Source organism: Stenotrophomonas sp. YJH_SMC_123 (assembly GCF_059368215.1).
In genome coordinates, this window is the sequence record NZ_JCAFRM010000003.1 from 357,998 (window position 1) to 378,037 (window position 20,040).

Annotated in this window: 19 protein-coding genes; 10 read left to right on the forward strand and 9 right to left on the reverse strand. The window is 68.8% G+C overall.

Annotated features, from left to right (window positions below; genetic code table 11):
• Window positions 1-44: 44 nt before the first annotated feature.
• From AC5P5W_RS09815 to AC5P5W_RS09850, 8 genes are all read left to right on the forward strand, one after another.
• Window positions 45-866, forward strand: a complete 822-nt coding sequence (locus AC5P5W_RS09815) for a DNA polymerase beta superfamily protein (RefSeq protein WP_197576178.1) — start codon at window positions 45-47, stop codon at window positions 864-866.
• Between the two features lie 140 nt (window positions 867-1,006).
• The gene (locus tag AC5P5W_RS09820) at window positions 1,007-1,537 is read left to right on the forward strand and encodes a gamma carbonic anhydrase family protein (protein WP_014648777.1); all 531 of its coding nucleotides are present in this window, start codon (window positions 1,007-1,009) and stop codon (window positions 1,535-1,537) included.
• 123 nt (window positions 1,538-1,660) lie between these two features.
• On the forward strand, window positions 1,661-2,350 hold the full coding sequence (locus AC5P5W_RS09825) for an RDD family protein (RefSeq protein ID WP_014648778.1): 690 nt from the start codon (window positions 1,661-1,663) through the stop codon (window positions 2,348-2,350).
• Window positions 2,347-3,339, forward strand: a complete 993-nt coding sequence (locus tag AC5P5W_RS09830) for a stage II sporulation protein M (protein WP_014648779.1) — start codon at window positions 2,347-2,349, stop codon at window positions 3,337-3,339. The genes AC5P5W_RS09825 and AC5P5W_RS09830 overlap by 4 nt, the downstream gene beginning before the upstream one ends.
• Complete coding sequence (locus tag AC5P5W_RS09835) at window positions 3,329-4,945, forward strand: DUF4129 domain-containing protein (RefSeq protein WP_014648780.1); 1,617 nt, start codon at window positions 3,329-3,331, stop codon at window positions 4,943-4,945. The genes AC5P5W_RS09830 and AC5P5W_RS09835 overlap by 11 nt, the downstream gene beginning before the upstream one ends.
• Window positions 4,942-6,126 carry a DUF4350 domain-containing protein gene (locus tag AC5P5W_RS09840; protein ID WP_495221074.1) on the forward strand — a complete coding sequence of 395 codons (1,185 nt, stop codon included), beginning with the start codon at window positions 4,942-4,944 and terminating at the stop codon, window positions 6,124-6,126. The genes AC5P5W_RS09835 and AC5P5W_RS09840 overlap by 4 nt, the downstream gene beginning before the upstream one ends.
• Window positions 6,123-7,109: an AAA family ATPase gene (locus AC5P5W_RS09845; protein ID WP_014648782.1), complete on the forward strand. Its 987-nt coding sequence runs from the start codon at window positions 6,123-6,125 to the stop codon at window positions 7,107-7,109. Before AC5P5W_RS09840 ends, AC5P5W_RS09845 begins: the two co-directional genes overlap by 4 nt.
• On the forward strand, window positions 7,106-8,404 hold the full coding sequence (locus AC5P5W_RS09850) for a DUF58 domain-containing protein (RefSeq protein ID WP_014648783.1): 1,299 nt from the start codon (window positions 7,106-7,108) through the stop codon (window positions 8,402-8,404). The genes AC5P5W_RS09845 and AC5P5W_RS09850 overlap by 4 nt, the downstream gene beginning before the upstream one ends.
• A gap of 104 nt (window positions 8,405-8,508) precedes the next feature.
• Here AC5P5W_RS09850 and AC5P5W_RS09855 read toward each other — a convergent pair whose 3' ends face one another.
• The 3 genes from AC5P5W_RS09855 to AC5P5W_RS09865 are packed head-to-tail and all read right to left on the reverse strand — an operon-like array spanning window position 8,509 to window position 10,926.
• On the reverse strand, window positions 8,509-9,168 hold the full coding sequence (locus tag AC5P5W_RS09855) for a hypothetical protein (RefSeq protein WP_197575376.1): 660 nt from the start codon (window positions 9,166-9,168) through the stop codon (window positions 8,509-8,511).
• The gene (locus AC5P5W_RS09860; protein WP_197575377.1) at window positions 9,168-10,346 is read right to left on the reverse strand and encodes a glutathionylspermidine synthase family protein; all 1,179 of its coding nucleotides are present in this window, start codon (window positions 10,344-10,346) and stop codon (window positions 9,168-9,170) included. The genes AC5P5W_RS09855 and AC5P5W_RS09860 overlap by 1 nt, the downstream gene beginning before the upstream one ends.
• A gap of 7 nt (window positions 10,347-10,353) precedes the next feature.
• A complete protein-coding gene (locus tag AC5P5W_RS09865; RefSeq protein WP_005420172.1) occupies window positions 10,354-10,926 on the reverse strand; it encodes a DUF1190 domain-containing protein in 573 nt (190 codons plus the stop codon).
• A 409-nt stretch (window positions 10,927-11,335) separates the two neighbouring features.
• On the opposite strand from AC5P5W_RS09865, the gene ilvD reads away from it, so the two are divergent.
• Entirely contained in the window at window positions 11,336-13,174 is a 1,839-nt protein-coding gene (ilvD, locus tag AC5P5W_RS09870; RefSeq protein WP_032959069.1) for a dihydroxy-acid dehydratase, read from the forward strand.
• Between the two features lie 105 nt (window positions 13,175-13,279).
• Here ilvD and dinG read toward each other — a convergent pair whose 3' ends face one another.
• The 3 genes from dinG to aroE form a co-directional block, all read right to left on the reverse strand.
• Complete coding sequence (gene dinG, locus AC5P5W_RS09875; protein WP_049404916.1) at window positions 13,280-15,382, reverse strand: ATP-dependent DNA helicase DinG; 2,103 nt, start codon at window positions 15,380-15,382, stop codon at window positions 13,280-13,282.
• A 167-nt stretch (window positions 15,383-15,549) separates the two neighbouring features.
• A complete protein-coding gene (locus AC5P5W_RS09880; protein WP_014648789.1) occupies window positions 15,550-15,903 on the reverse strand; it encodes a hypothetical protein in 354 nt (117 codons plus the stop codon).
• 3 nt (window positions 15,904-15,906) lie between these two features.
• Complete coding sequence (aroE, locus tag AC5P5W_RS09885) at window positions 15,907-16,752, reverse strand: shikimate dehydrogenase (protein ID WP_014648790.1); 846 nt, start codon at window positions 16,750-16,752, stop codon at window positions 15,907-15,909.
• A gap of 48 nt (window positions 16,753-16,800) precedes the next feature.
• Here aroE and AC5P5W_RS09890 point away from each other — a divergent pair, with 48 nt between their 5' ends.
• Window positions 16,801-17,664, forward strand: a complete 864-nt coding sequence (locus AC5P5W_RS09890) for a TolB-like translocation protein (RefSeq protein ID WP_169412000.1) — start codon at window positions 16,801-16,803, stop codon at window positions 17,662-17,664.
• 120 nt (window positions 17,665-17,784) lie between these two features.
• Here the strand turns inward: AC5P5W_RS09890 and AC5P5W_RS09895 are convergent, their stop codons facing one another.
• The 3 genes from AC5P5W_RS09895 to AC5P5W_RS09905 are packed head-to-tail and all read right to left on the reverse strand — an operon-like array spanning window position 17,785 to window position 20,013.
• Entirely contained in the window at window positions 17,785-18,054 is a 270-nt protein-coding gene (locus AC5P5W_RS09895) for a gas vesicle protein GvpG (RefSeq protein WP_014648792.1), read from the reverse strand.
• A gap of 32 nt (window positions 18,055-18,086) precedes the next feature.
• On the reverse strand, window positions 18,087-19,076 hold the full coding sequence (gene hemB / locus AC5P5W_RS09900) for a porphobilinogen synthase (protein WP_014648793.1): 990 nt from the start codon (window positions 19,074-19,076) through the stop codon (window positions 18,087-18,089).
• 19 nt (window positions 19,077-19,095) lie between these two features.
• Window positions 19,096-20,013 (reverse strand): bestrophin family protein, encoded by a 918-nt coding sequence (locus AC5P5W_RS09905; protein ID WP_049404914.1) that lies wholly within the window; start codon window positions 20,011-20,013, stop codon window positions 19,096-19,098.
• Between the last annotated feature and the right edge of the window lie 27 nt (window positions 20,014-20,040).

The following is a 20,040-nucleotide window of genomic DNA, read 5'->3' on the forward strand; positions in this document are numbered from 1 at the left end:
TGCGCTACAGTCGAGCACGCTCGACATCAACGGATCACGACTGCATGGACGACATCCACCCGATCGCGCCGGGCAAGCGCGCCGCCATTCTTTCCAGCCTCGCCGACATCGAACGGCGACACGACGTGCGCGTTCTGCTGGCGTGCGAGTCCGGCAGCCGTGGCTGGGGCTTCTCTTCGCCGGACAGCGATTACGATGCACGCTTCATCTACGTGCATCGCCAGCCGTGGTATCTCACCGTCAACGAGAGCACCGGCCCCGGCGATGCGCAGCGGGACGTGATCGAGCTGCCGATCGACGATGAGCTCGATGTCAGCGGCTGGGACCTGCGCAAGGCATTGCGCCTGGTTTCAAAATCCAATCCGACACTGATTGAATGGCTGCGCTCGCCGATCATCTACCAGCAGGATCACACCGCAGTGTCGCAGCTTTGGAAGGCAGCTGAGTCGTTCTATTCATCACTGGGCACGTGGTGGCACTACTTCAACATGGCGCGCTCGAACCATCGCGGTTACCTGCGTGGCGAAACGGTACGCACGAAGAAGTACCTGTACGTGCTGCGCCCACTGCTGGCCTGCCAGTGGATCGAGCACGAACAGCCCCCCCCGCCGATGGCCTTCGAGGACCTGCTGGACCGGCTGCTGACGCACGGCCCGGTGCGTGAAGCCATCGATGCCCTGCTGGCCGTTAAACGCGCCAGTGCCGAGGTCAGTGCCGGACCACGCATCGCGGCGATCAGCGATTTCATCGATCGTGAACTGGCCATCCGGACTGCGCAGGCGCCGCAGCTGCCCGCTGGACACGGTGATGCGGCGTGGCTGGATGAGCTGTTCCGGCAGATGCTGGCCGAGCACGCGCCGATCTGAGCGGCTGCACCTGACTCGGGTAGTGCCGGCCGCTGGCCGGCAACCGCAGAATTCCAGGTACGCCCATGACGTTGCCGGCCAGCGGCCGGCACTACCACGCAGTATCATCGCGGTGAACGCCCTGATTTCCGGAGACACCGATGAACCCGCTGCGCCCCTTCCGCGACAAGATGCCCGTCCTCGGCCAGCGCGTGTACATCGATCCGGCCTGCACCCTCATCGGTGACGTGGAACTGGCCGAGGACGTATCAGTGTGGCCGGGTACGATCATCCGCGGCGACGTCAATTACGTCCGCATCGGTGCGCGCACCAATGTGCAGGACGGCACCATCATCCACGTCAGCCACCACAGCCCGTACAACAAGGCCGGCTACCCGACCCTGATCGGCGAAGGCGTGACCGTCGGCCATGGCTGCATCATCCACGCCTGCACCATCGGTGATTACAGCCTGATCGGCATGGGCGCCTGCATCCTCGATGGCGCCCGTGTGGAACGCCATGGCTTCGTCGGTGCCGGAGCGGTGGTCGGCCCGGGCAAGGTGGTCGGTGAAGGTGAGCTCTGGGTGGGCAACCCGGCCCGCCCGGCGCGCACGCTGAGCGACAAGGAGATCGAGTCGCTGCACTATTCGGCCGACCACTACGTGCGGCTGAAGGACGAATACCTGGGCTGATCGGCCAACACCGCCATGCGGCTCTGCTAAAGTCTGGGCCCGACCAGGACCTGTCGAGACCCCCATGCCTGTGGCTGCCTGCCGGAGAGGACTCCGCCGCCCACAACGAAGGCCATCGCACTGATGGCCGCACCGATGCTCGATACCTACCGCGAGGTGGTGACGCCGGAGGGTGTGCCGCTGCAGTTGCCGGCGGCCGGCCCGGTGCCCCGGGCGATGGCCTGGCTGATCGATCTGGGCGTGCGCATCGCGGTGCTGGTGCTGATGTCGATTCCGCTGGCACTGCTGGATTCGTTCGGCTCCGGGCTCGGCCTGGTGCTGATGTTCCTGGTCTACTGGGCCTACCCGATCGTCTGCGAAGCGCGGTGGGGCCGCACCCTGGGCAAGCGCGCACTGGGCCTGCACGTGCTCGCGCGCGATGGCGCGCCGGTGGGCTGGATGGCCGCCATCACCCGCAACCTGCTGCGCACCGTGGACATGCTGCCGTTCGGCTATGCACTGGGCCTGATCAGCAGCCTGTTCGATTCCCACGGCCGCCGCCTCGGCGACCTGGTGGCCGGTACCGTGGTGGTGCATGCACCGGTGCTGTACCTGCCGCCTCCGCCCACCATCGACAGCGTGCTGGCCCCGCCGCAGCCGCTGCGACCGGAAGAACAGGCGGCGCTGATGGCCTTCGCCGAGCGCGCGCCGCGGCTGTCGGCGGCACGCCAGCAGGAACTGGCCGGCATTGCCGAGCCATTGACCGGCACCCACGGCCAGGTCGGCGTGCTGCGCCTGTATGCCATGGCCAACTGGCTGCTGGGGCGGCGATGAAGCAGGAACAGTTCGTCGCCCGCTACCAGCAGGAATGGCAGGACCTGGAACACTGGCTGCTGCTGCGCGCCGGTGCTTCGCGCCGCACGCGGCGCAAGGCCAGCGCGCTCGCGCTGGACGATACCGCCTTCCCGCAGCGCTACCGGCGCCTGTGCCAGCAGCTGGCGCTGGCCCGCGAGCGCGGCTACAGCCCGCAGCTGGTGCAGCGCCTGCAGCAGTTGATGCAGCAGGGCCACAGCGTGCTGTACCGCACGCCGCCGACGCGCTGGCGCGGTGCGCTGGAATTCCTGGTGGCCGACTTCCCGTTGCTGGTGCGCAGCCAGGCGCGCAGCATGTGGGTGGCGCTGGCGATGTTCGCGCTGCCGGCGCTGGCCTGCTTCGTGCTGGTGCAGGTCTATCCGGACCTGATCCACATGGTGATGGACAACCGCCAGATCGCCGAGATGGAGCGCATGTACGATCCGGCCGCCGAGCGCCTGGGACGCGACAGCGGCACCGACTGGATGATGTTCGGCCACTACATCCTCAACAACATCAGCATCGCCCTGCGTACCTTCGCCAGCGGCCTGCTGGCCGGCCTGGGCACGCTGCTGGTGCTGCTGTTCAACGGCGTGATCATCGGTTCGGTGGCGGGCCACCTGCAGCACATCGGCCATGGTGATCCGTTCTGGCGCTTCGTCGCAGGCCATGGTGCCTTCGAGCTGACCGCGATCGTGATCGCCGGCGGTGCCGGTCTGCAGCTGGGCATGAAACTGCTGGCACCCGGCCGGCGCAGCCGCCTGGATGCACTGGTCGAGGGCGGCCGCATCGGTGCGCGCCTGTGCCTGGGCGTGGCGTTCATGCTGCTGGTGGCCGCGTTCATCGAAGCCTTCTGGTCGTCGATTGCCGACGTGCCGGCGTGGGGCAAGTTCAGCGTGGCCGGCATGCTGTGGGCCGGCGTGCTGCTGTGGCTGTGGCGCGGCGGACGCGGAGGCGGCCATGCGCATTGACCACCTGGACGTGGTGCTGCGCGCGCGCAGCGGCTGGGAAGCAATGGAGCTGGGCAGTGCCCTGTCGCGCCGCCACGCACGCGCGGTATGGGGCAGCTGGCTGCTGGCCAGTGCGCCGCTGTTCGTGGTCTTCAACGCGCTGGGCTGGTGGCTGGATGCATTCGGCTGGGCGTGGCTGGCGATGTGGTGGTGCAAGCCGCTGTTCGAACGGGCGCCGCTGTACGTGCTGTCGCGTGGCATCTTCGGCGAGCCGGTCGGTACGCTGGCGGCCCTGCGCGCGCAACGCAGCTGGGGCAATGCAGGTTTCTGGGGCTACCTGGGCTGGCGCCGTTTCAGCGTGCTGCGCAGCCTGTGCCTGCCGGTGAACCTGCTGGAGGGCAATGCGCCGGCCCAGCGCGGTGCACGCCGCCGTGCCGTGGCCGCTGGTGCGGCGGGTGCCGCCGCCGTGCTGACCGTGGCCTGCATGGCGTTTGAAGCGGTGCTGGTGTCCGGTGCGATCGGCGCGGTGTTCATGTTCATGCCGCTGGAGCTGATGTCCGAATCATGGCGTGCCGCGTGGGACATGATCGGCCAGGACACACCCGCCTGGGCGCGGGCCGGCTTCAACCTGGCGTGCTGGCTGGCCTCGGTGCTGATCGGTCCGTTCTACGTCGGCGCCGGCTTCGGCCTGTACTTGAACCGTCGCACGCAGATGGAAGCGTGGGACGTTGAGATCGCCCTGCGCCGCCTGCGCGAGCGGCTGCTGCCGGCGGCATCGACGCTGGCCCTGCTGCTGTGCCTTGCCCTGCCGCTGGCCTCCGCGCCAGTGCATGCGCAGGACGCGCAGACGGCCGCAGAACAGGCAGACGATGCCGGAGAGGACGAGGACAGCGCGGAGGAACCGGCCACTGCGGCGAACGATCCGGCCAATGCACCGGCCATGATCTTCGGTGCAGCGCCAGTGGACACCGCCGGCTTCCGCCAGGCGGTGAACCGCGCCTATGAGGACCCGCTGCAGCGCCCGACCCGCGAGATCACCCGCTGGAAGCCGATCGAGCAGGCCGAGGAAAAAAAGAAGGAAGACAAGCAGCTGCAGCGTGACACCAACAGCAAGGGTGAACGCAAAGCGCGCAAGGACGGCATCGCCTGGCTGGCACGCCTGGCCGAGTGGGGCCTGTGGGGCCTGCTGGGCGTCCTGCTGCTGGTGCTGCTGTTGACCGCACGGCTGTGGCTGCCGTGGCTGCGCGGCAGTGGCCGGCGCAAGGCCGAGGCCGCACCGCAGGTAGTGGAAGAACCGGTGGAACTGCCGGTCGTGCTGCCGCCGGACGTGGCCACCCAGGCCGGCCTGCTGTGGGACCAGGGGCGGCCGCGGCAGGCGCTGGCCCTGCTGTACCGCGCCAGCGTGCGCACGGTGGGCGAGCGCAGCGGCATCGCGCTTCCGCCCGGTGCCACCGAAGCGCAATGCCTGCGCGCGTCGCGGCGCATGCCCGATGCCACCGACCGTGACCTGTTCGCGCGCATCGTGCGCATGTGGCAGTACGCCGCCTACGGTGGCCGCCTGCCCAGCCGCGCCGATTTCGATGCATTGGCCGATACCCTGCGCCGGCAGTACAGGTGGCTGGCATGAGTCCGCGCCTGTTCTGGTCGCTGCTGCTGGGTGGGCTGGTGCTGTTCGGCGTGCCGCTGACGATCCTCTACCTGCGCACGCACGAACGCGTGACCGAGACCGTGCAACTGCCGCCGCAGGGCGAAGCTGGCTACAACCCGCTGTACGTGCTGGGCCAGGCCCTGCGTGCCGATGGCATCGAGGTGCACTCGCGGCCGCGGCTGGACCTGCAGCAGATGGCGCTGGGCCCGCACGATACGGTGGTGCTGCTGCAGGACAGCAGCGAACTGCCGGCACCGGCGGCCAGGGCCCTGCTGGCCTGGGTTGATGGTGGTGGCCATCTGCTGGTGCGTACGCCGCCGCCCGCCGAGGACGACGCCAGCAGCACGCAGGGGCCCCTGCTGGACCAGCTGGGCGTGGACAGCCTGTATCAGCAGAGTGACTGCCAGCCATTCCACGTCATCGATGATCCCAGCCACGTCGAGTTCTGCGGCGGCCGTCGCTTCACGCTGGGCTTTGCCGCCAATGCGCGGGCCGAACGGCGCTGGGGCAACGAGCGCAACCTGGTGTTCGCACGCCTGCGCCATGGCCAGGGCAAGGTGAGCGTGCTGGCCGACATGGAGTTCATGCGCGGCGAGGTGGACTCACCGGCGGCACGCCTGGCGTCGGCCGCAGGCAAGGCCAGTGATGGCCTGCACGATCTCTCGCACCGCGACCTGACCCGTTACCTGCTCGACCCGAATTACGGCAAGGGCACTTTCTGGCTGGTCTACGCCAGCCGCCCGCCGTCGCTGTGGGCGCGCCTGTTCTACCAGGCCTGGCCGCTGTGGGCGCCGCTGCTGCTGGCCCTGCTGGGCTGGTTGTGGGCCCGCTCGCAGCGCTTTGGCAGCCTGCTGCCGTCGCCGGTGCTGGAACGCCGCTCGCTGCTGGAGCACGTGCGTGCCAGTGGCGAGCTGCTGCTGCGCTTCGGCCACGGCACGCGCCTGTACGACGCCGTGTTCGCCCTGTTCCTGCATCGCCTGCGCCTGCGCGCACCGGTAGCCGCTGCACTGGACGGTGCGCCGCGCGATCAGGCCATCGCCGAACTGCTGAAATGGCCGCAAGGCCGTGTTGCCAGCGCGCTCACGCCCCCGCCACCGCACGATTCCTCCGCCCTGCGCGAGCGCATCCGCTTGCTGCTCCAGATGAGATCCCTGCTATGACCGAAGTCCCCGAGCTGCCGGCGGCCGCCAACGCCCGCCTGATCGAACGCGTCGATGCCATCCGCACCGCCGTTGGACACGCCTTCATCGGCCAGGCCGATGTACTGGACCAGATCCTGGTGGCGCTGCTGGCCGGTGGCCACGTGCTGATCGAAGGCGTGCCCGGTCTGGGCAAGACCCTGCTGGTGCGTGCACTGGCACAGGCCCTGGAGCTGGACTACGGGCGCGTGCAGTTCACCCCCGACCTGATGCCCAGCGACGTCAGTGGCCACGCGGTGTACGACCCGAAGAGCGAGAGCTTCAAGATCCGTCGCGGCCCGGTGTTCACCAACCTGCTGCTGGCCGACGAGATCAACCGTGCCCCGGCCAAGACCCAGTCGGCCCTGCTGGAAGTGATGCAGGAAGGCCAGGTGACCATCGAAGGCAAGGCCTTCACCCTGGCGCCGCCGTTCATGGCGCTGGCTACGCAGAACCCGCTGGAACAGGAAGGCACCTACCCGTTGCCGGAAGCACAGCTGGACCGCTTCCTGCTGAAGGTGCTGATCGACTACCCGCAGCTGGAGGACGAGAAGCGCATGGTGACCGCGATCACCAGTGGCCGTGCCGCCAGCGATTTCGACCTGAGCCAGGTGCCGCGTGTATTGGGGGCCGGCGAGCTGCTGGAACTGCAGCGCGCGACCGCGGCGATCACCGTCGATGACGAAGTGATCGACTACGCGGTGCGGATTGTGGCGGCCACGAGGCAGTGGCCGGGCATCGCGGTCGGCGCTGGCCCCCGCGGCAGCATCGCGCTGGTGCGTGCCTCGCGCGCGCAGGCGGTGCTGGCCGGCCGTGACTTCGTCACGCCGGACGACGTGCGCGACATTGCGCGCCCGGCGCTGCGCCACCGCATCGCGCTGGCCCCGGAGCTGCAGATCGAAGGCCAGGACGCCGACGACGTGCTGGGCGCGCTGCTGGCCAAGGTGGAAGCACCGCGCCGATGAGACCGGCCCCGCTGCTGCTGGCGCTGCTGCTGGCCTGGGCTGCCCTGGGCGGCCTGGTGCTGGGCGGGTGGCTGCCGCGCTGGAGCTGGGCGCTGGCAGCCGTCGTCATCGCGCTGCCCGCCTTGTGGGATCTGTGGCGGCAGTCGCGGCGTCCGTCGCCGCAGGTACAGCGCGAGCTGCCCGAAGCGCTGGCGCTGGGCGTGCGCCGCGAGGCGGCGCTGCGCCTGCAGGCCGAGCAATCGATGACGGTGCAGGTGTTCGACCTGGTGCCCGGCGGCTGGCCGCTGGAAGCGCTGCCGCAGCGCGTGCGCCTGCAGGCCGGTACGGCGTCCACCCTGCACTACCACCTGCAGCCGCTGCAGCGTGGGCACTTCCGCTTCGAGGGGGTGCACCTGCGCATGCGTTCGCCGTGGCGCCTGTGGTGGCAGCAACGCACGCTGCCGCCGGCGCTGGAGGTGCGGGTCTATCCGAACTTCGTGCCGCTCACCCGCTTCGCATTGTTCAGTGCCGACCAGGCCTCGCGGCTGGTTGGTGCGCACGTGAAGCGCCGCCGTGGCGAAGGCACCGATTTCCACCAGATGCGCGAGTACCGCATCGGCGACAGCCTGCGCCAGCTCGACTGGAAGGCCACCGCGCGTGCGCGCAAGCTGATCTCGCGCGAATACCAGGACGAGAAGAACCAGCAGCTGCTGCTGATGCTGGACAGTGGCCGGCGCATGCTGGCCAGCGAAGGCGGGCTCTCGCACTTCGACCATGCCTTGAACGCCTCGCTGGTGGTGGCTTACCTGGCGCTGCGCCAGGGCGACGCTGCCGGCCTGTACGCTGCCGGTGGCGAACGCCGCTGGGTGGCACCGCAGCGCGGCATGGGTACGGTCGAGCACCTGCTGCGCGCCAGCTACGACCTGCAGCCACGCGCGGTGGCCACCGATTACCTGGCCGCCGCCACCGAGGTGTCGCTGCGCCAGCGCCGGCGTGCGCTGGTGATGCTGGTCAGCAACGTGCGTGATGAGGACATCGAAGACCTGCTGGCGGCAGTGCGCCTGCTGCAGCGGCGCCACCTGGTGTGCGTGGCCAGCCTGCGCGAACGCGAGCTGGACGGCGCACTGGAGGGCGAGGTGCAGACACTGGAAGACGCCACCCAGGCCGGTGCCGCCGCGCTGTACCTGCAGCAACGCGCGAAGGCGCATGAGGCCCTGCGCAGCGAAAAGGTGATGGTGCTGGACGTGACCGCCGATGCCCTGCCCGGCGCGCTGGTGGAACGCTATCTGGCGGTGAAGCGCGAAGGGCTGCTCTGATACCCGCGATCGCTCTGGTAGGTGCCAACCTTGGTTGGCACGGAATCCACAGCGCCGACCAGGGTCGGCATCTACCAAAACCGGTTGCCGGCCAGCGGCCGGCACTACCCCTGAAGCAACCGACGTTGCAACCGCTCCACCGCACGCTGCAGCAGCACCCGGTTGCGGCCCAGCTTCATCCACTGCGGCAGGCGCGAGAACATCGAACCGTTGGTAACGCCCGCGCGCTCGCGCAGAGGCGCGGCAGCGTAGTCGTGCAGTGCCTGCAGATGGGCTTCGTTGTAGGCCCACAGCACGCCGGCCGCAGTCTTTTCGACCAGCCGCAGCGGCAAGCCAAAATGCGGATCGATCGCCTCATTGCCACGCCATCGCGACAACGTGACCTCCACCTCGCTGCTGCGTCCGCACTGACTGCAGTCCGCCGCCAGCGTCCGCAACGGCGACACTGCACGCGCACGGTACAGCTCGGCGCGGACCCATTTGTGCCCGCAGTATCCGCAGGGACGATAGCCGCTGTAGCGCACGGACCCGACCCAGTCGCCCGCGGCACAGCAACCGCAGCCGCATCCACTGTCGAGGGCTGCGCTGCAGCCCAGGCAGCGGAAACGTCGCGATTCCGGCGTCCGCACCACCCAGCCGGGCGTATCGCAGCGGTGGCAGCGCACCGCGATGCGGTCCGAATAGCGCCACAGGGCGTGGCCGTCATCCAGATGCCGGCCCGGCAGCGGCGCAGGCCGCAGGTCGCGATTGCGCCGCACCGTCATCAGACGTAGATCCGCGTCGGCGCCTCGTCGACGATCGCGTGCGGCACGAAGCGCGCACTGTCGCGGGTGATCGCGCTGTCATCCTCGCGGATGCCGATGCCGCAGGCATGGTCACCGATCACCCAGCTGCCGATCAGCGGATAGCCGCCTTCGAAGCGGGTGAGAGGATGCGCACGCTGGATGATCGCCGGGCCGTCGTAGGGACCGTCGCTGCGTTGGGTGCTGCCATCGGCCAGGTGCATCTCGATGTTGGCGCCTTCGCGCGAGAACAGCGGTTTGCGTACCCAGCCCGACGCCAGCGTGCTGCCGTCATCGAAATGCGCTTCCAGCAGGTTCGGATGGCCCACGTTGCGCTGCCACAGCAGCGGCAGGATGCCCTTGTTGCTCAGCACCGCCTTCCAGGCCGGTTCCAGCAGCTGCACGCCCGAACCGGGCAGCGCGCGGCCGAATTCCTCGGCCATCAGGTCTTCCAGCGGATACAGCTTGAACAGCGTGCCGATCACCGAATCGTCCAGCGCGGTGAAGCGTCCGTCCTCGGACAGGCCAATGTCCTCGATGGCGATGGCCTGGCCATGCAGGCCGGCCTGCGACGCACAGTCGCGCAGGTACTCGACCGTGCCGCGGTCTTCCTCCGAACTGCCGACCGCGCTGAAGTACAGCGGCGGCGGCAGCTGCGCGGCGAGGTCGCCGAAACGCTCGACCAGCGCTTCGTGGATGGCGTTGAACTGGTCGGCATGCTGCGGCAGGCGGCCGGCATTGCGCTGGTCTTCCAGCCACTGCCACTGGAAGAAGCTGGCTTCGAACAGCGAGGTCGGCGTGTCGTAGTTCAATTCGTACAGCTTGGCCGGACCGTTACCGTCGTAGGCCAGGTCCAGGCGGCCATAGAGGTGCGGCTGGCGCTGGCGCCAGCTGTCGGCGATCCAGTCGCGGTAGTGCGACGGAATCGCCAGCTGGTCCATCAAGCGTTCGCTGCCGATGACATCACCGACCAGATCCAGCGCCATCTGGTGCAGCTCGGCGCTGGGGTCTTCGATGTCCTGTTCGATCTGGCGCAGGGTGAAGGCGTAATACGCGCTTTCATCCCAGTACGGCTGGCTGTCGATGGTGTGGAAGCGGAAACCCGCCTCTTCCGCGCGCGCCCGCCACTGGGCACGCTCGGCAATCCGGATGCGCTGCATGGGTTGATCAGCCGCCGTAGCTGCCGCTGGTGCTGCGGCGTGCGCTGGTATTGCCGAAGCCACCACGGCTGGCAGTGACCGCACGGTTCGGCTCGCTGGTGACCGGCGCCAGGCCGGCCTTGCCGGCACCGATGCCGCTGGCGGTGTTCAGGCCACCGGTGCCACCCGGTGCCGGGCGCGCCCAACCCGCATTCTTGTCCTGGTAGGCCGGTGCCGACGCCGGCGCCTGCGGGGCGAGGCCGCCGCGGTTGCTCAGCATCTGCGACATGAAGAAGCCCATCATCATCGGGCCGATGAACGAGGTACCGGCCGAGGTGTGCTGCTGCACGCACTGTTCCGGCTTGTAGTCCTTCTCGCAGGCTTCCTTGCTGGCGTACTTCGGCGCCGCATCGGCGGCCTGCTTCTGCGCTTCGGCGAACGCATTGCGGCACGACGACGGATCGCCGGTGGCCTCGGTGCAGGCCTCCACCGAGGTATACAGGCCTTCCTGCACCTTCACCTCCGGCTCCTTCTGGCAGGCGGTGAACAGCAGCGGCGCGGCGCTCATCAGCAGCAGCGCGGTGGTGCGGGAACGTTTCATGGCCTCATGCCCTGTCGACGGATCAATGCCCCAATGATGCCAAATCCGGGCCAGCAACCGGAATCGGCAAAGTGCGAAAGATGAACGGACTTTCATTTTCGTCGGCATTGGGGTCAGAGCCCATCGCGCCGCGATGGGATCCGACCCCAGGCGGCGCACCGCTCTGGTAGGTGCCAACCTTGGTTGGCACACATCCCGCGGCGCCCGGTCATGCCCGGCGCGCGCAGCCAAGTCTCCGGCAAGAAGCCCCCTTGTTGTTCAAGGGGGGCGCGCCGAAGGCGCGGGAATAAGGGGACATGCGCGGACCGCCAAGCCGCTGCAAGCGGTGAAGGTGGTTGCAGCAGCAACCGAAAAAATTGGCCATGATCGGCTGACCCCCACGTCGTACGGCCCGCCCGTTCCGCCCGCCATGCCCGAATACCGTTCCCGCACCTCCACCGCCGGTCGCAACATGGCCGGCGCCCGCGCCCTGTGGCGCGCCACCGGCATGAAGGACGGCGACTTCCACAAGCCGATCATCGCCATCGCCAACTCCTTCACCCAGTTCGTGCCCGGCCACGTGCACCTGAAGGATCTCGGCCAGCTGGTCGCGCGCGAGATCGAACAGGTCGGCGGCGTCGCCAAGGAATTCAACACCATCGCCGTGGACGACGGCATCGCGATGGGCCACGACGGCATGCTGTATTCGCTGCCCAGCCGCGAGATCATCGCCGACGCCGTGGAGTACATGGTCAACGCGCACTGCGCCGACGCGCTGGTGTGCATCAGCAACTGCGACAAGATCACCCCCGGCATGCTGATGGCCGCGCTGCGCCTGAACATCCCGGTGGTGTTCGTCTCCGGCGGGCCGATGGAAGCGGGCAAGACCAGGCTGTCCGAGCACAAGCTGGATCTGGTCGATGCGATGGTGGTGGCCGCCGATGACAGCGCCTCCGACGAGAAAGTCGCCGCGTTCGAGCGCAGCGCCTGCCCCACCTGCGGTTCCTGCTCAGGCATGTTCACCGCCAACTCGATGAACTGCCTGACCGAGGCGCTGGGCCTGTCGCTGCCCGGCAACGGCACCACGCTGGCCACCCACGCCGACCGTGAGGCGCTGTTCCGCCGCGCCGGCCGCCTGATCGTCGAACTCTGCCATCGCTGGTACGGCGGCGAAGACCCCAGCGCGCTGCCGCGCGGCATCGCCACCCAGGCCGCGTTCGCCAATGCGATGACCCTGGACATCGCCATGGGCGGCTCCACCAATACCATCCTGCATCTGCTGGCCGCAGCACAGGAGGCGGAGGTCGACTTCGACCTGACCCACATCGACGCGCTGTCGCGGCGCGTGCCACAGCTGTGCAAGGTGGCGCCGAACACGCCGAAGTACCACATCGAGGACGTGCACCGCGCCGGCGGCGTGTTCGGCATCCTCGGTGAACTGGACCGTGCCGGCCTGCTCGATACCACGGTGCCGACCGTGCACAGCGCCAGCCTGGCCGACGCGCTGGAACGCTGGGACGTAGTGCGCAGTGACAACGACACCCTGCATGCCTTCTTCAAGGCCGGCCCGGCCGGCATCCCTACCCAGGAGGCCTTCAGCCAGGCCACGCGCTGGCCGACCCTGGACATGGACCGCGCCGAGGGCTGCATCCGCTCGCTGCAGCATGCGTACTCACTGGAAGGCGGCCTCGCCGTGCTGCGTGGCAATCTGGCCGTGGATGGCTGCGTGGTGAAAACCGCCGGCGTGGACGAATCGATCCACGTGTTCGAAGGCCCCGCGCGTGTCTATGAAAGCCAGGACGCCGCCGTCGCCGGCATCCTCGCCGACGAGGTGCAACCGGGTGAGGTAGTGGTGATCCGCTACGAAGGGCCGAAGGGCGGCCCGGGCATGCAGGAGATGCTGTACCCCACCAGCTACCTGAAATCGAAAGGACTGGGCAAGCAGTGCGCGCTGCTGACCGATGGCCGCTTCTCCGGCGGCACCTCGGGCCTGTCGATCGGCCACGTCTCGCCGGAAGCCGCCAGCGGCGGTGTCATCGGTCTGGTGGAGAACGGCGACCGCATCCGCATCGACATCCCGGCCCGCCGCATCGACCTGCTGCTGGATGAGGCCACGCTGGCCCAGCGCCGCGCCGACGCCGACGCGCGTGGCTGGAAACCGCGCGCGCCACGCCCGCGCAAGGTCACCAGCGCGTTGAAGGCCTACGCCCTGCTGGCCACCAGCGCCGACAAGGGCGCCGTACGCAACACCGCCCTGCTCGGCGATTGATGCCGATCCGGTAGTGCCGGCCGCTGGCCGGCACCTGGGAAAAGGGGACGGAGGGGATTAAGTCGTTTGAGGCTCAAACGACTTAATCCCCTCCGTCCCCATTTTTCAGCCGATCACGCGCTTGAACGGCGGCAGCGCGTCGATGATGCGCTTGCCGTAGCGGCGGGTCAGCAGCCGCGAATCAAGAATGACCACGCGGCCGGTGTCGGTGGAGGTGCGGATCAGGCGGCCGGCGAACTGGGTCAGCGTGCGCAGCGCATGCGGAATGGCGATCAGGTTGAACGCGTTGAGCCCGCGTCCCTCGAACCACTCGCTGAGGGTGGCGGTCTGCGGGTCGGTCGGCACGGCGAACGGCACCTGGGTGATCACCACCGTGGTGCAGGCCTCGCCGGGCAGGTCGAGGCCCTCGCCGAACGAGTTCAGGCCGAACAGCACCGAGCCCTCGCCTGCCTCGACACGCCGCAGGTGTTCCTCGATCAGCCGGGTCTTGGACATCTCGCCCTGCACCAGCACCTGCTTGCGGCGCGCGGCCGGCATCAGCCCGGCCACCTTCTCCATCTTCCAGCGCGAGGTGAACAGCACCATCGAGCCCTTGGCCCAGTCCAGTTCGGTGTCCAGGTAGCGCGCCACTTCGCGCGGGTGGCCTTCGCGGTCGTCCGGCGTGACCGGGAACTTCGGCACGATCAGTTCGGCCTGGTTGGGCAGGTCGAACGGCGACGACAGCGAGACCATCTCGGCCTCTTCCGGAATGCCGTTGTCGATCGCCAGCGCCTGGAAGTCGCCACCGCCGGTCAGCGTCGCCGAGGTCATCACCACCGAGTCCACTTCATCCCACAGCAGCTTGCGCAGCACGTGCGCGGCCGACACCGGCGAACCGTGCAGCACCAGGTCGCCATCGCGGGTGGCAGTCACCCAGCGCGCCATCGGCGGCGCGCCGTCCTTGTCTTCGCGGCGCCACGCCTGCCACAGGTTGTACTGCTGCTCGATCATCTCCAGCGCCATGCCCAGGTTGCGCTGCAGGCGCTCGCGCGCGGCATCGTCCGGCTTGCCCTTGGCCACCTGCGTGGTGGCCGCATGCGCCCAGTTGTAGAGGCTGCGGGTATCGTCGGCCAGTGCCTCGATCGGCTCGCGCCAGGCCTCGGGCAGGCGTCCATTGGCCGCGCGCCACATCGGCTCTTCGTCCGCCGGCGCCGGCATCCACACCCGCTCGATGTGATCACGGAACGCGCGCAGCTGCTTGGCCACGTTGCTGGCGACTTCGATCGCTTCGTTTGGCAGCAGGTTGCCCAGCCGGTCCTTGTCGACCGCGCGGTACGCACCGGCGATCAGGATCTGCAGGCGGCCGGTGCGCTTGGCCATCTCGTCCAGCGCGAGGCTGGCCGCGCCCTGGTCGATCGCCACGTTGCCGATGTGATGGCCTTCGTCCAGCACCAGCAGCATGTCCGAGGGTGGCGCGATCAACGGCTGGCCGTTGTCGCTGTCACCGATCGACAGCGCCGACAGCAGCAGCGCGTGGTTGGTGACCACGATCTGTGCGTCGCGCACCGTATTGCGCGAGCGCAGCACCGCGCACTGCGCCGAATAGGCGCAGCGTCGCCCGGCACAACCCGAGGCCGGCGTGGTGATGCGGCTGCGCAGGCCGGGACTGATGGTCTCCGGCGCATTGTCGATATCGCCATCCCAGCTGCCGCTGGTGAAGGCGTCGGTCAGGCGTTTGGCGATGTCCATCTCGATCGGCGCCAGCGGCCGGTCGAACAGTGGCGCGTCATCCTCGAACATGCCGCCCTGCGAGCCCTCGCCCTGCGCCTCGGCGGCATTGCGCGTGCACAGGTAGCGGGTGCGTCCCTTGGCCAGCGCCACGGTCGCTTCCAGGCCGGTGGCCTTCAGGAAATTCGGGATATCGCGCTCGACCAGCTGCGACTGCAGCGCCACGGTGCCGGTGCTGATCACCAGCTTCTTCTTGGTGGCCAGCGCGATCGGCACGCCTGCGGTGAGGTAGCCCAGGCTCTTGCCGACGCCGGTCGGCGCCTCGACCACGCCGACGCCACCGCTTTTCGACAGCGCGCGCGACACCACGCCGATCATCTGGCTCTGCGAGCGACGGGTGGAGAAGCCGGGGGTGTTGGCCTGCAGCGTCGTGTACGCCTTGCGGATCGCGTCCTTCAAGGTGTCATCGAGCGTGCGCGGAGCGGCGACGGTTTCGGTCACGCCGGGAACTACCGTAGCTGGATCAGGCCGGTCATTGTCGCATGGCCGGCCGCGTTCACTGTTGCTGGCACCCTGAACGAGCCAGCGACGACGCCCGCCGGCGCGCACGGTCCGAAGCCCGCGCCGCACAGGGGCGAAACACGCCGGGCGTGGCCCGGCGCCAGCGCTCAGGCGACCGGGGCGGGACGGCTACGCAGCAGGCGCACCAGCGCCCACACCAGCAGCACCACGCCGATGGCCTCGACCATCGCCAGCGCGAAGTGCACCACGCCGAAGATGGCGCTCATGCCCGAGATGGCGCTGAAGTTGCCGCTGCTGACCAGCCACATCGGCAGCATGCCCGCCGCCAGGCCACCCAGGCTGGACAGCAGCAACAGCAGCAGGCCGACCAGCGCGCCGGTGCGGGTGGCATCGCGCGGCGCACCGACCACCCAGACCAGGCCGACGCACAGCGCGATCAGCACAGGCAGGCGCACGCCGACCATGCTCAGCACGGTCACCATCAGGGTTGTGCTGTCCATCGGTCAGTCCTCGCCGGCCAGCACGGCCGAGCCCTGGCGCAGCGACTGGTAGACCTCGCCGGTCTGCGGGCGCACGCCGTGCCACTGCAGGAAGCTCTCGGCGGCCTGCTCGACCAGCATGCCCAGGCCGTCGACGGTATTGCGGCACTGCGCCGCACGGGCCCAGGCCAGGAAGGCGATGGCCGCCTCGCCGTAGTTCAGGTCGACGGCAGTGGTCATCGAATTGACCAGCGACAGCGGCAGCTTGAACTCGACGTCGCGGTCGCGGCCAGCCGAGGTGGCATTGACGATCAGTTCGAAGTCGCCGAGGTCGCGCAGGTCTTCCCAGTAGCGGCTGATCGCACGGCCGGGTTCGCCCATCGCGTCGATCAGTTCGTCGGCGCGCTCCGGCGTGCGGTTGACCACCACCAGTTCGGTGATGCCGGCATCGAGCAGCGCCGGGGCGACGCTGCGCGCCGAGCCACCGGCGCCGATCATCAGCACGCGGCGGCCGCGCAGGTCCAGGCCGTGGCGGTCGGTCAGGTCGCGCACCAGGCCGATGCCATCGGTGGTGTCGCCGTGCCAGCGGTCGCCCTTGCGCAGCAGTGTGTTGACCGAGCCGGCGCGGCGCGCGCGCGCGGTCAGCGTGGTGCACACCGAGAACGCGGCTTCCTTGTGCGGCAGGGTGACGTTGGCGCCGACACCGTCCTCGGCGGCGAAGGCCTCCAGTCCGGCCAGGAACGCATCCGGGGCCAGGTCGATCGCGCGGTAGTCGATGGCGATGCCTTCCTGGCGACCGAACGTCGCGTGGATCTGCGGCGACTTCGAGTGGGCAACGGGGTGTCCGAAGACGGCGTAACGGTCGGTCATGGAATCCTCAAGCTGACTAGACTGATGCTCTTTCGTGCACGGAACCGGATGATGCGCATCACCCCGCCCCTGCTGGTGCTCGCCGCCAGTCTACTCTCTGCCCCCGTGGCGATGGCGTTGAACGAGTACGGCATCGAAGGCATGGGCGTGGTCTCGACCCGCGCCGACGAAGGTCGCGCCACGATCAGCGCCGATGGCCAGCGCATCGTCTTCGCCCGCCGCGGCGAGGCCGGCTGGGGCCTGTGGGAGGCGCGCGTGGTGGACGGTCGCTGGCAGCAGGCACAGGTACTGCCGGTAGGCGTGGCCGGTGAAGCCCGCGATCCCTACTTCAGCCGTGACGGCCGCTGGCTGCTGTTCGCGGCCGGCCGCGAGGGCGCGCTGGCGCTGTACCGCGCCGCGTTGGCCGCCGACGGCCGGCTGGGCCCGGCGCAGCCGCTGGCCGGTGACGGCGGGCGCCGGGAAGAGCGCGGGCCGGCCCTGAGCGCGGACGGCAAGCAGCTGTTGTTTGCCCGCCAGCAGGGCCGTGGCGCCGGCTGGGACCTGTTCGTGGCGACGCTGGATGCGCAGGGCCTGCGCGGCCCGGCCAGCGCACTGAGCGCGTTGAACAGCGCCGACGACGAGACCGACGGCGACTGGCTGGGCCAGGACGGCGCCGTGGTGTTCAGCCGCGGCAACGGCAGTACCGCGCAGGTCTGGAGCAGCGGCTGTGCGTGGAGCGGTGTAGCGCTGCAGCCGCTGGGGCTGTCGTTCAACCAGGCCGGCGGCTGGACCGGTGCGCCGGTGATCGACAACGCCAAACCGGGCGAGATGATGGTGGCCAGCAGTGCAGCGAAGGCGCCGCGTGCCGGTGGCGTGGACGTGTACCGGTTGGCGGTGCCGAAGGTGGCGGCGGTGGCCGGGTGCGCGCGGTAGATCCACGCCATGCGTGGATGGCCGTTTGGTAGATGCCAACCTTGGTTGGCATACGTGAAAGCGCCAACCAAGGTTGGCGACTACCAGTAGATCCACGCCATGCGTGGATGAAACGCCCTGTCAGCGCGACAACACCTTGGCGCGCAACTGCTCGTACTCCATCTCGCTCAGCTGGCCGTTGTCCTTGCGCTGGTTCAACGCGGCCAGCTCGGCCTGCACGGTCTCCGGCAGCGCCTGCTCACGGGCCACGTGGCGGGCAGCGGAGAGCTGTTCCGGCGGGCGCTTGCCGGCCCGCCAGGCGGCGATGAAGACAGCGACGATGATGGCGCCGAACACCAGCGTACCGGTGCCCCAGATCAGCCATTGCACCCATCCCAGTTCGGGTCCCATCGCGCAGTCCTCCGTCTATCGTGGCGCTATTGTCAGCGCTCGCGCAGCCATCGCGCCACCTGCGGCGCGAAATAGGTCAGCACACCATCGGCGCCGGCCCGCTTGAAACCCAGCAGCGACTCCAGCACGCAGGCGCGTTCGTCCAGCCAGCCGTTGGCGAAGGCGGCCTTCATCATCGCGTACTCGCCACTCACCTGATAGGCGAAGGTCGGCACTCCGAATGTCTCCTTCACCCGGCGCACCAGGTCCAGGTACGGCATGCCCGGCTTGACCATCACCATGTCGGCGCCCTCTTCCAGGTCCAGCGCGATCTCGCGCAGGGCCTCGTCGCCGTTGGCCGGGTCCATCTGGTAGGTCTTCTTGTCGGCCTTGCCGAGGCTGGCCGCGCTGCCCACCGCATCACGGAACGGGCCGTAGAACGCCGAGGCGTACTTGGCCGAGTAGGCCATGATGCGCACGTTGATGTGGTTGTCGGCATCCAGCGCACGGCGGATCGCGCCGATGCGGCCGTCCATCATGTCCGACGGCGAGACGATGTCCACACCGGCCTCGGCGTGCGACAGCGACTGCTTGACCAGCGCTTCGACAGTGATGTCGTTGAGCACGTATCCCTTGTCGTCGATGATGCCGTCCTGGCCGTGGGTGGTGTACGGGTCCAGCGCCACGTCGGTCATCACTCCCAGTTCCGGGAAGCGCGACTTCAGCGCGCGGATCGCACGCTGCGCCAGGCCGTCCTCGGCCCACGCCGCCGACGCGTCCAGCGACTTCAGCGACGGGTCGATCACCGGGAACAGGTCGATCACTGGAATGCCCAGTTCCAGCGCTTCTTCGGCCACCTTCAGCAGCTCTTCGATCGACAGCCGCTCCACGCCCGGCATCGACGGCACTGCGGTGCGGCCCGCCCGTTCGTGCACGAACACCGGGTAGATCAGGTCGTCGGTGGTCAGCGTGTTCTCGCGCATCAGGCGGCGCGAGAACTCGTCGTGGCGCATGCGGCGCGGGCGGTAAAGCGGGTGGGACATGGCAGGCTCCGAGGAGTGGCTATTGCAACAGGTAGCCCTGCGGCAGCAGGGGTTCGGGCAACGGGCGTTCGCCGAGCGCGTCGAGCTGGTCGATCTCGATCGTGCGCACCAGCGCGTCCAGCGGCAGGTCGTTCGGCTCCAGGCCGAACGGGTCTTCCATTTCTTCGCCCAGCTGGTCCAGGCCGAAGAAGGCGTAGGCCAGCACCGCCGACAGCACCGGCGTGCCCCAGCCCAGCGAGCTGGCCAGGCCGAACGGCAGCAGCACGCAGAACATCCATGCGCAGCGATGCAGCAGCAGGGTGTAGGCGAACGGCAGCGGCGTGGTGAGGATGCGCTCGCAGCCCGCCTGGATCGACGACATCGCGTGCAGGCGCTCTTCCAGCTGGGTGTAGAGGATCGGGTCGAGTTCGCCGGCGCGCAGGGCGTGGGCCAGCTCGGCAGCGATCATCGACAGCAATGCGTCGGGCACGTTCTCGCGCTGGCCCAGCTGCTCGCGCTGCGGCTTGTCCAGCCACGGCAACGCCGCCAGGGCCACGATGCGCCCGCGCAGGCGCGCGGCCAGCGCATGGGCAAAAGCCGTAGTGAGGTAGGCGATGCGGCGGCGGCGACCGGCGTCATCGGCCAGCAGCAGGTTCACCTGGCGGGCCAGCGAACGCGATTCGTAGACCAGCTGGCCCCACAGCTTGCGGCCTTCCCACCAGCGGTCGTAGCAGGCGCTGTTGCGGAAACTGAGGAAGATCGACAGCACCAGGCCGAGCAGGGTGAACGGCGTGACGGAAACGCGCTCGATGCCGGTCGGCGGCGCCAGCTCCACCACCGCGGCCACCGCGATGGACAGGATCAGGATGGCCAGCACCTTCGGCGCGATCGCTTTTACGATCGAGCCGCGCAGGATGTACAGCAGTTGCCAGCCGTGGGGACGGGGTCGGATGATCATGGGGCAGCCGCGCCGGGCGCGGATTCA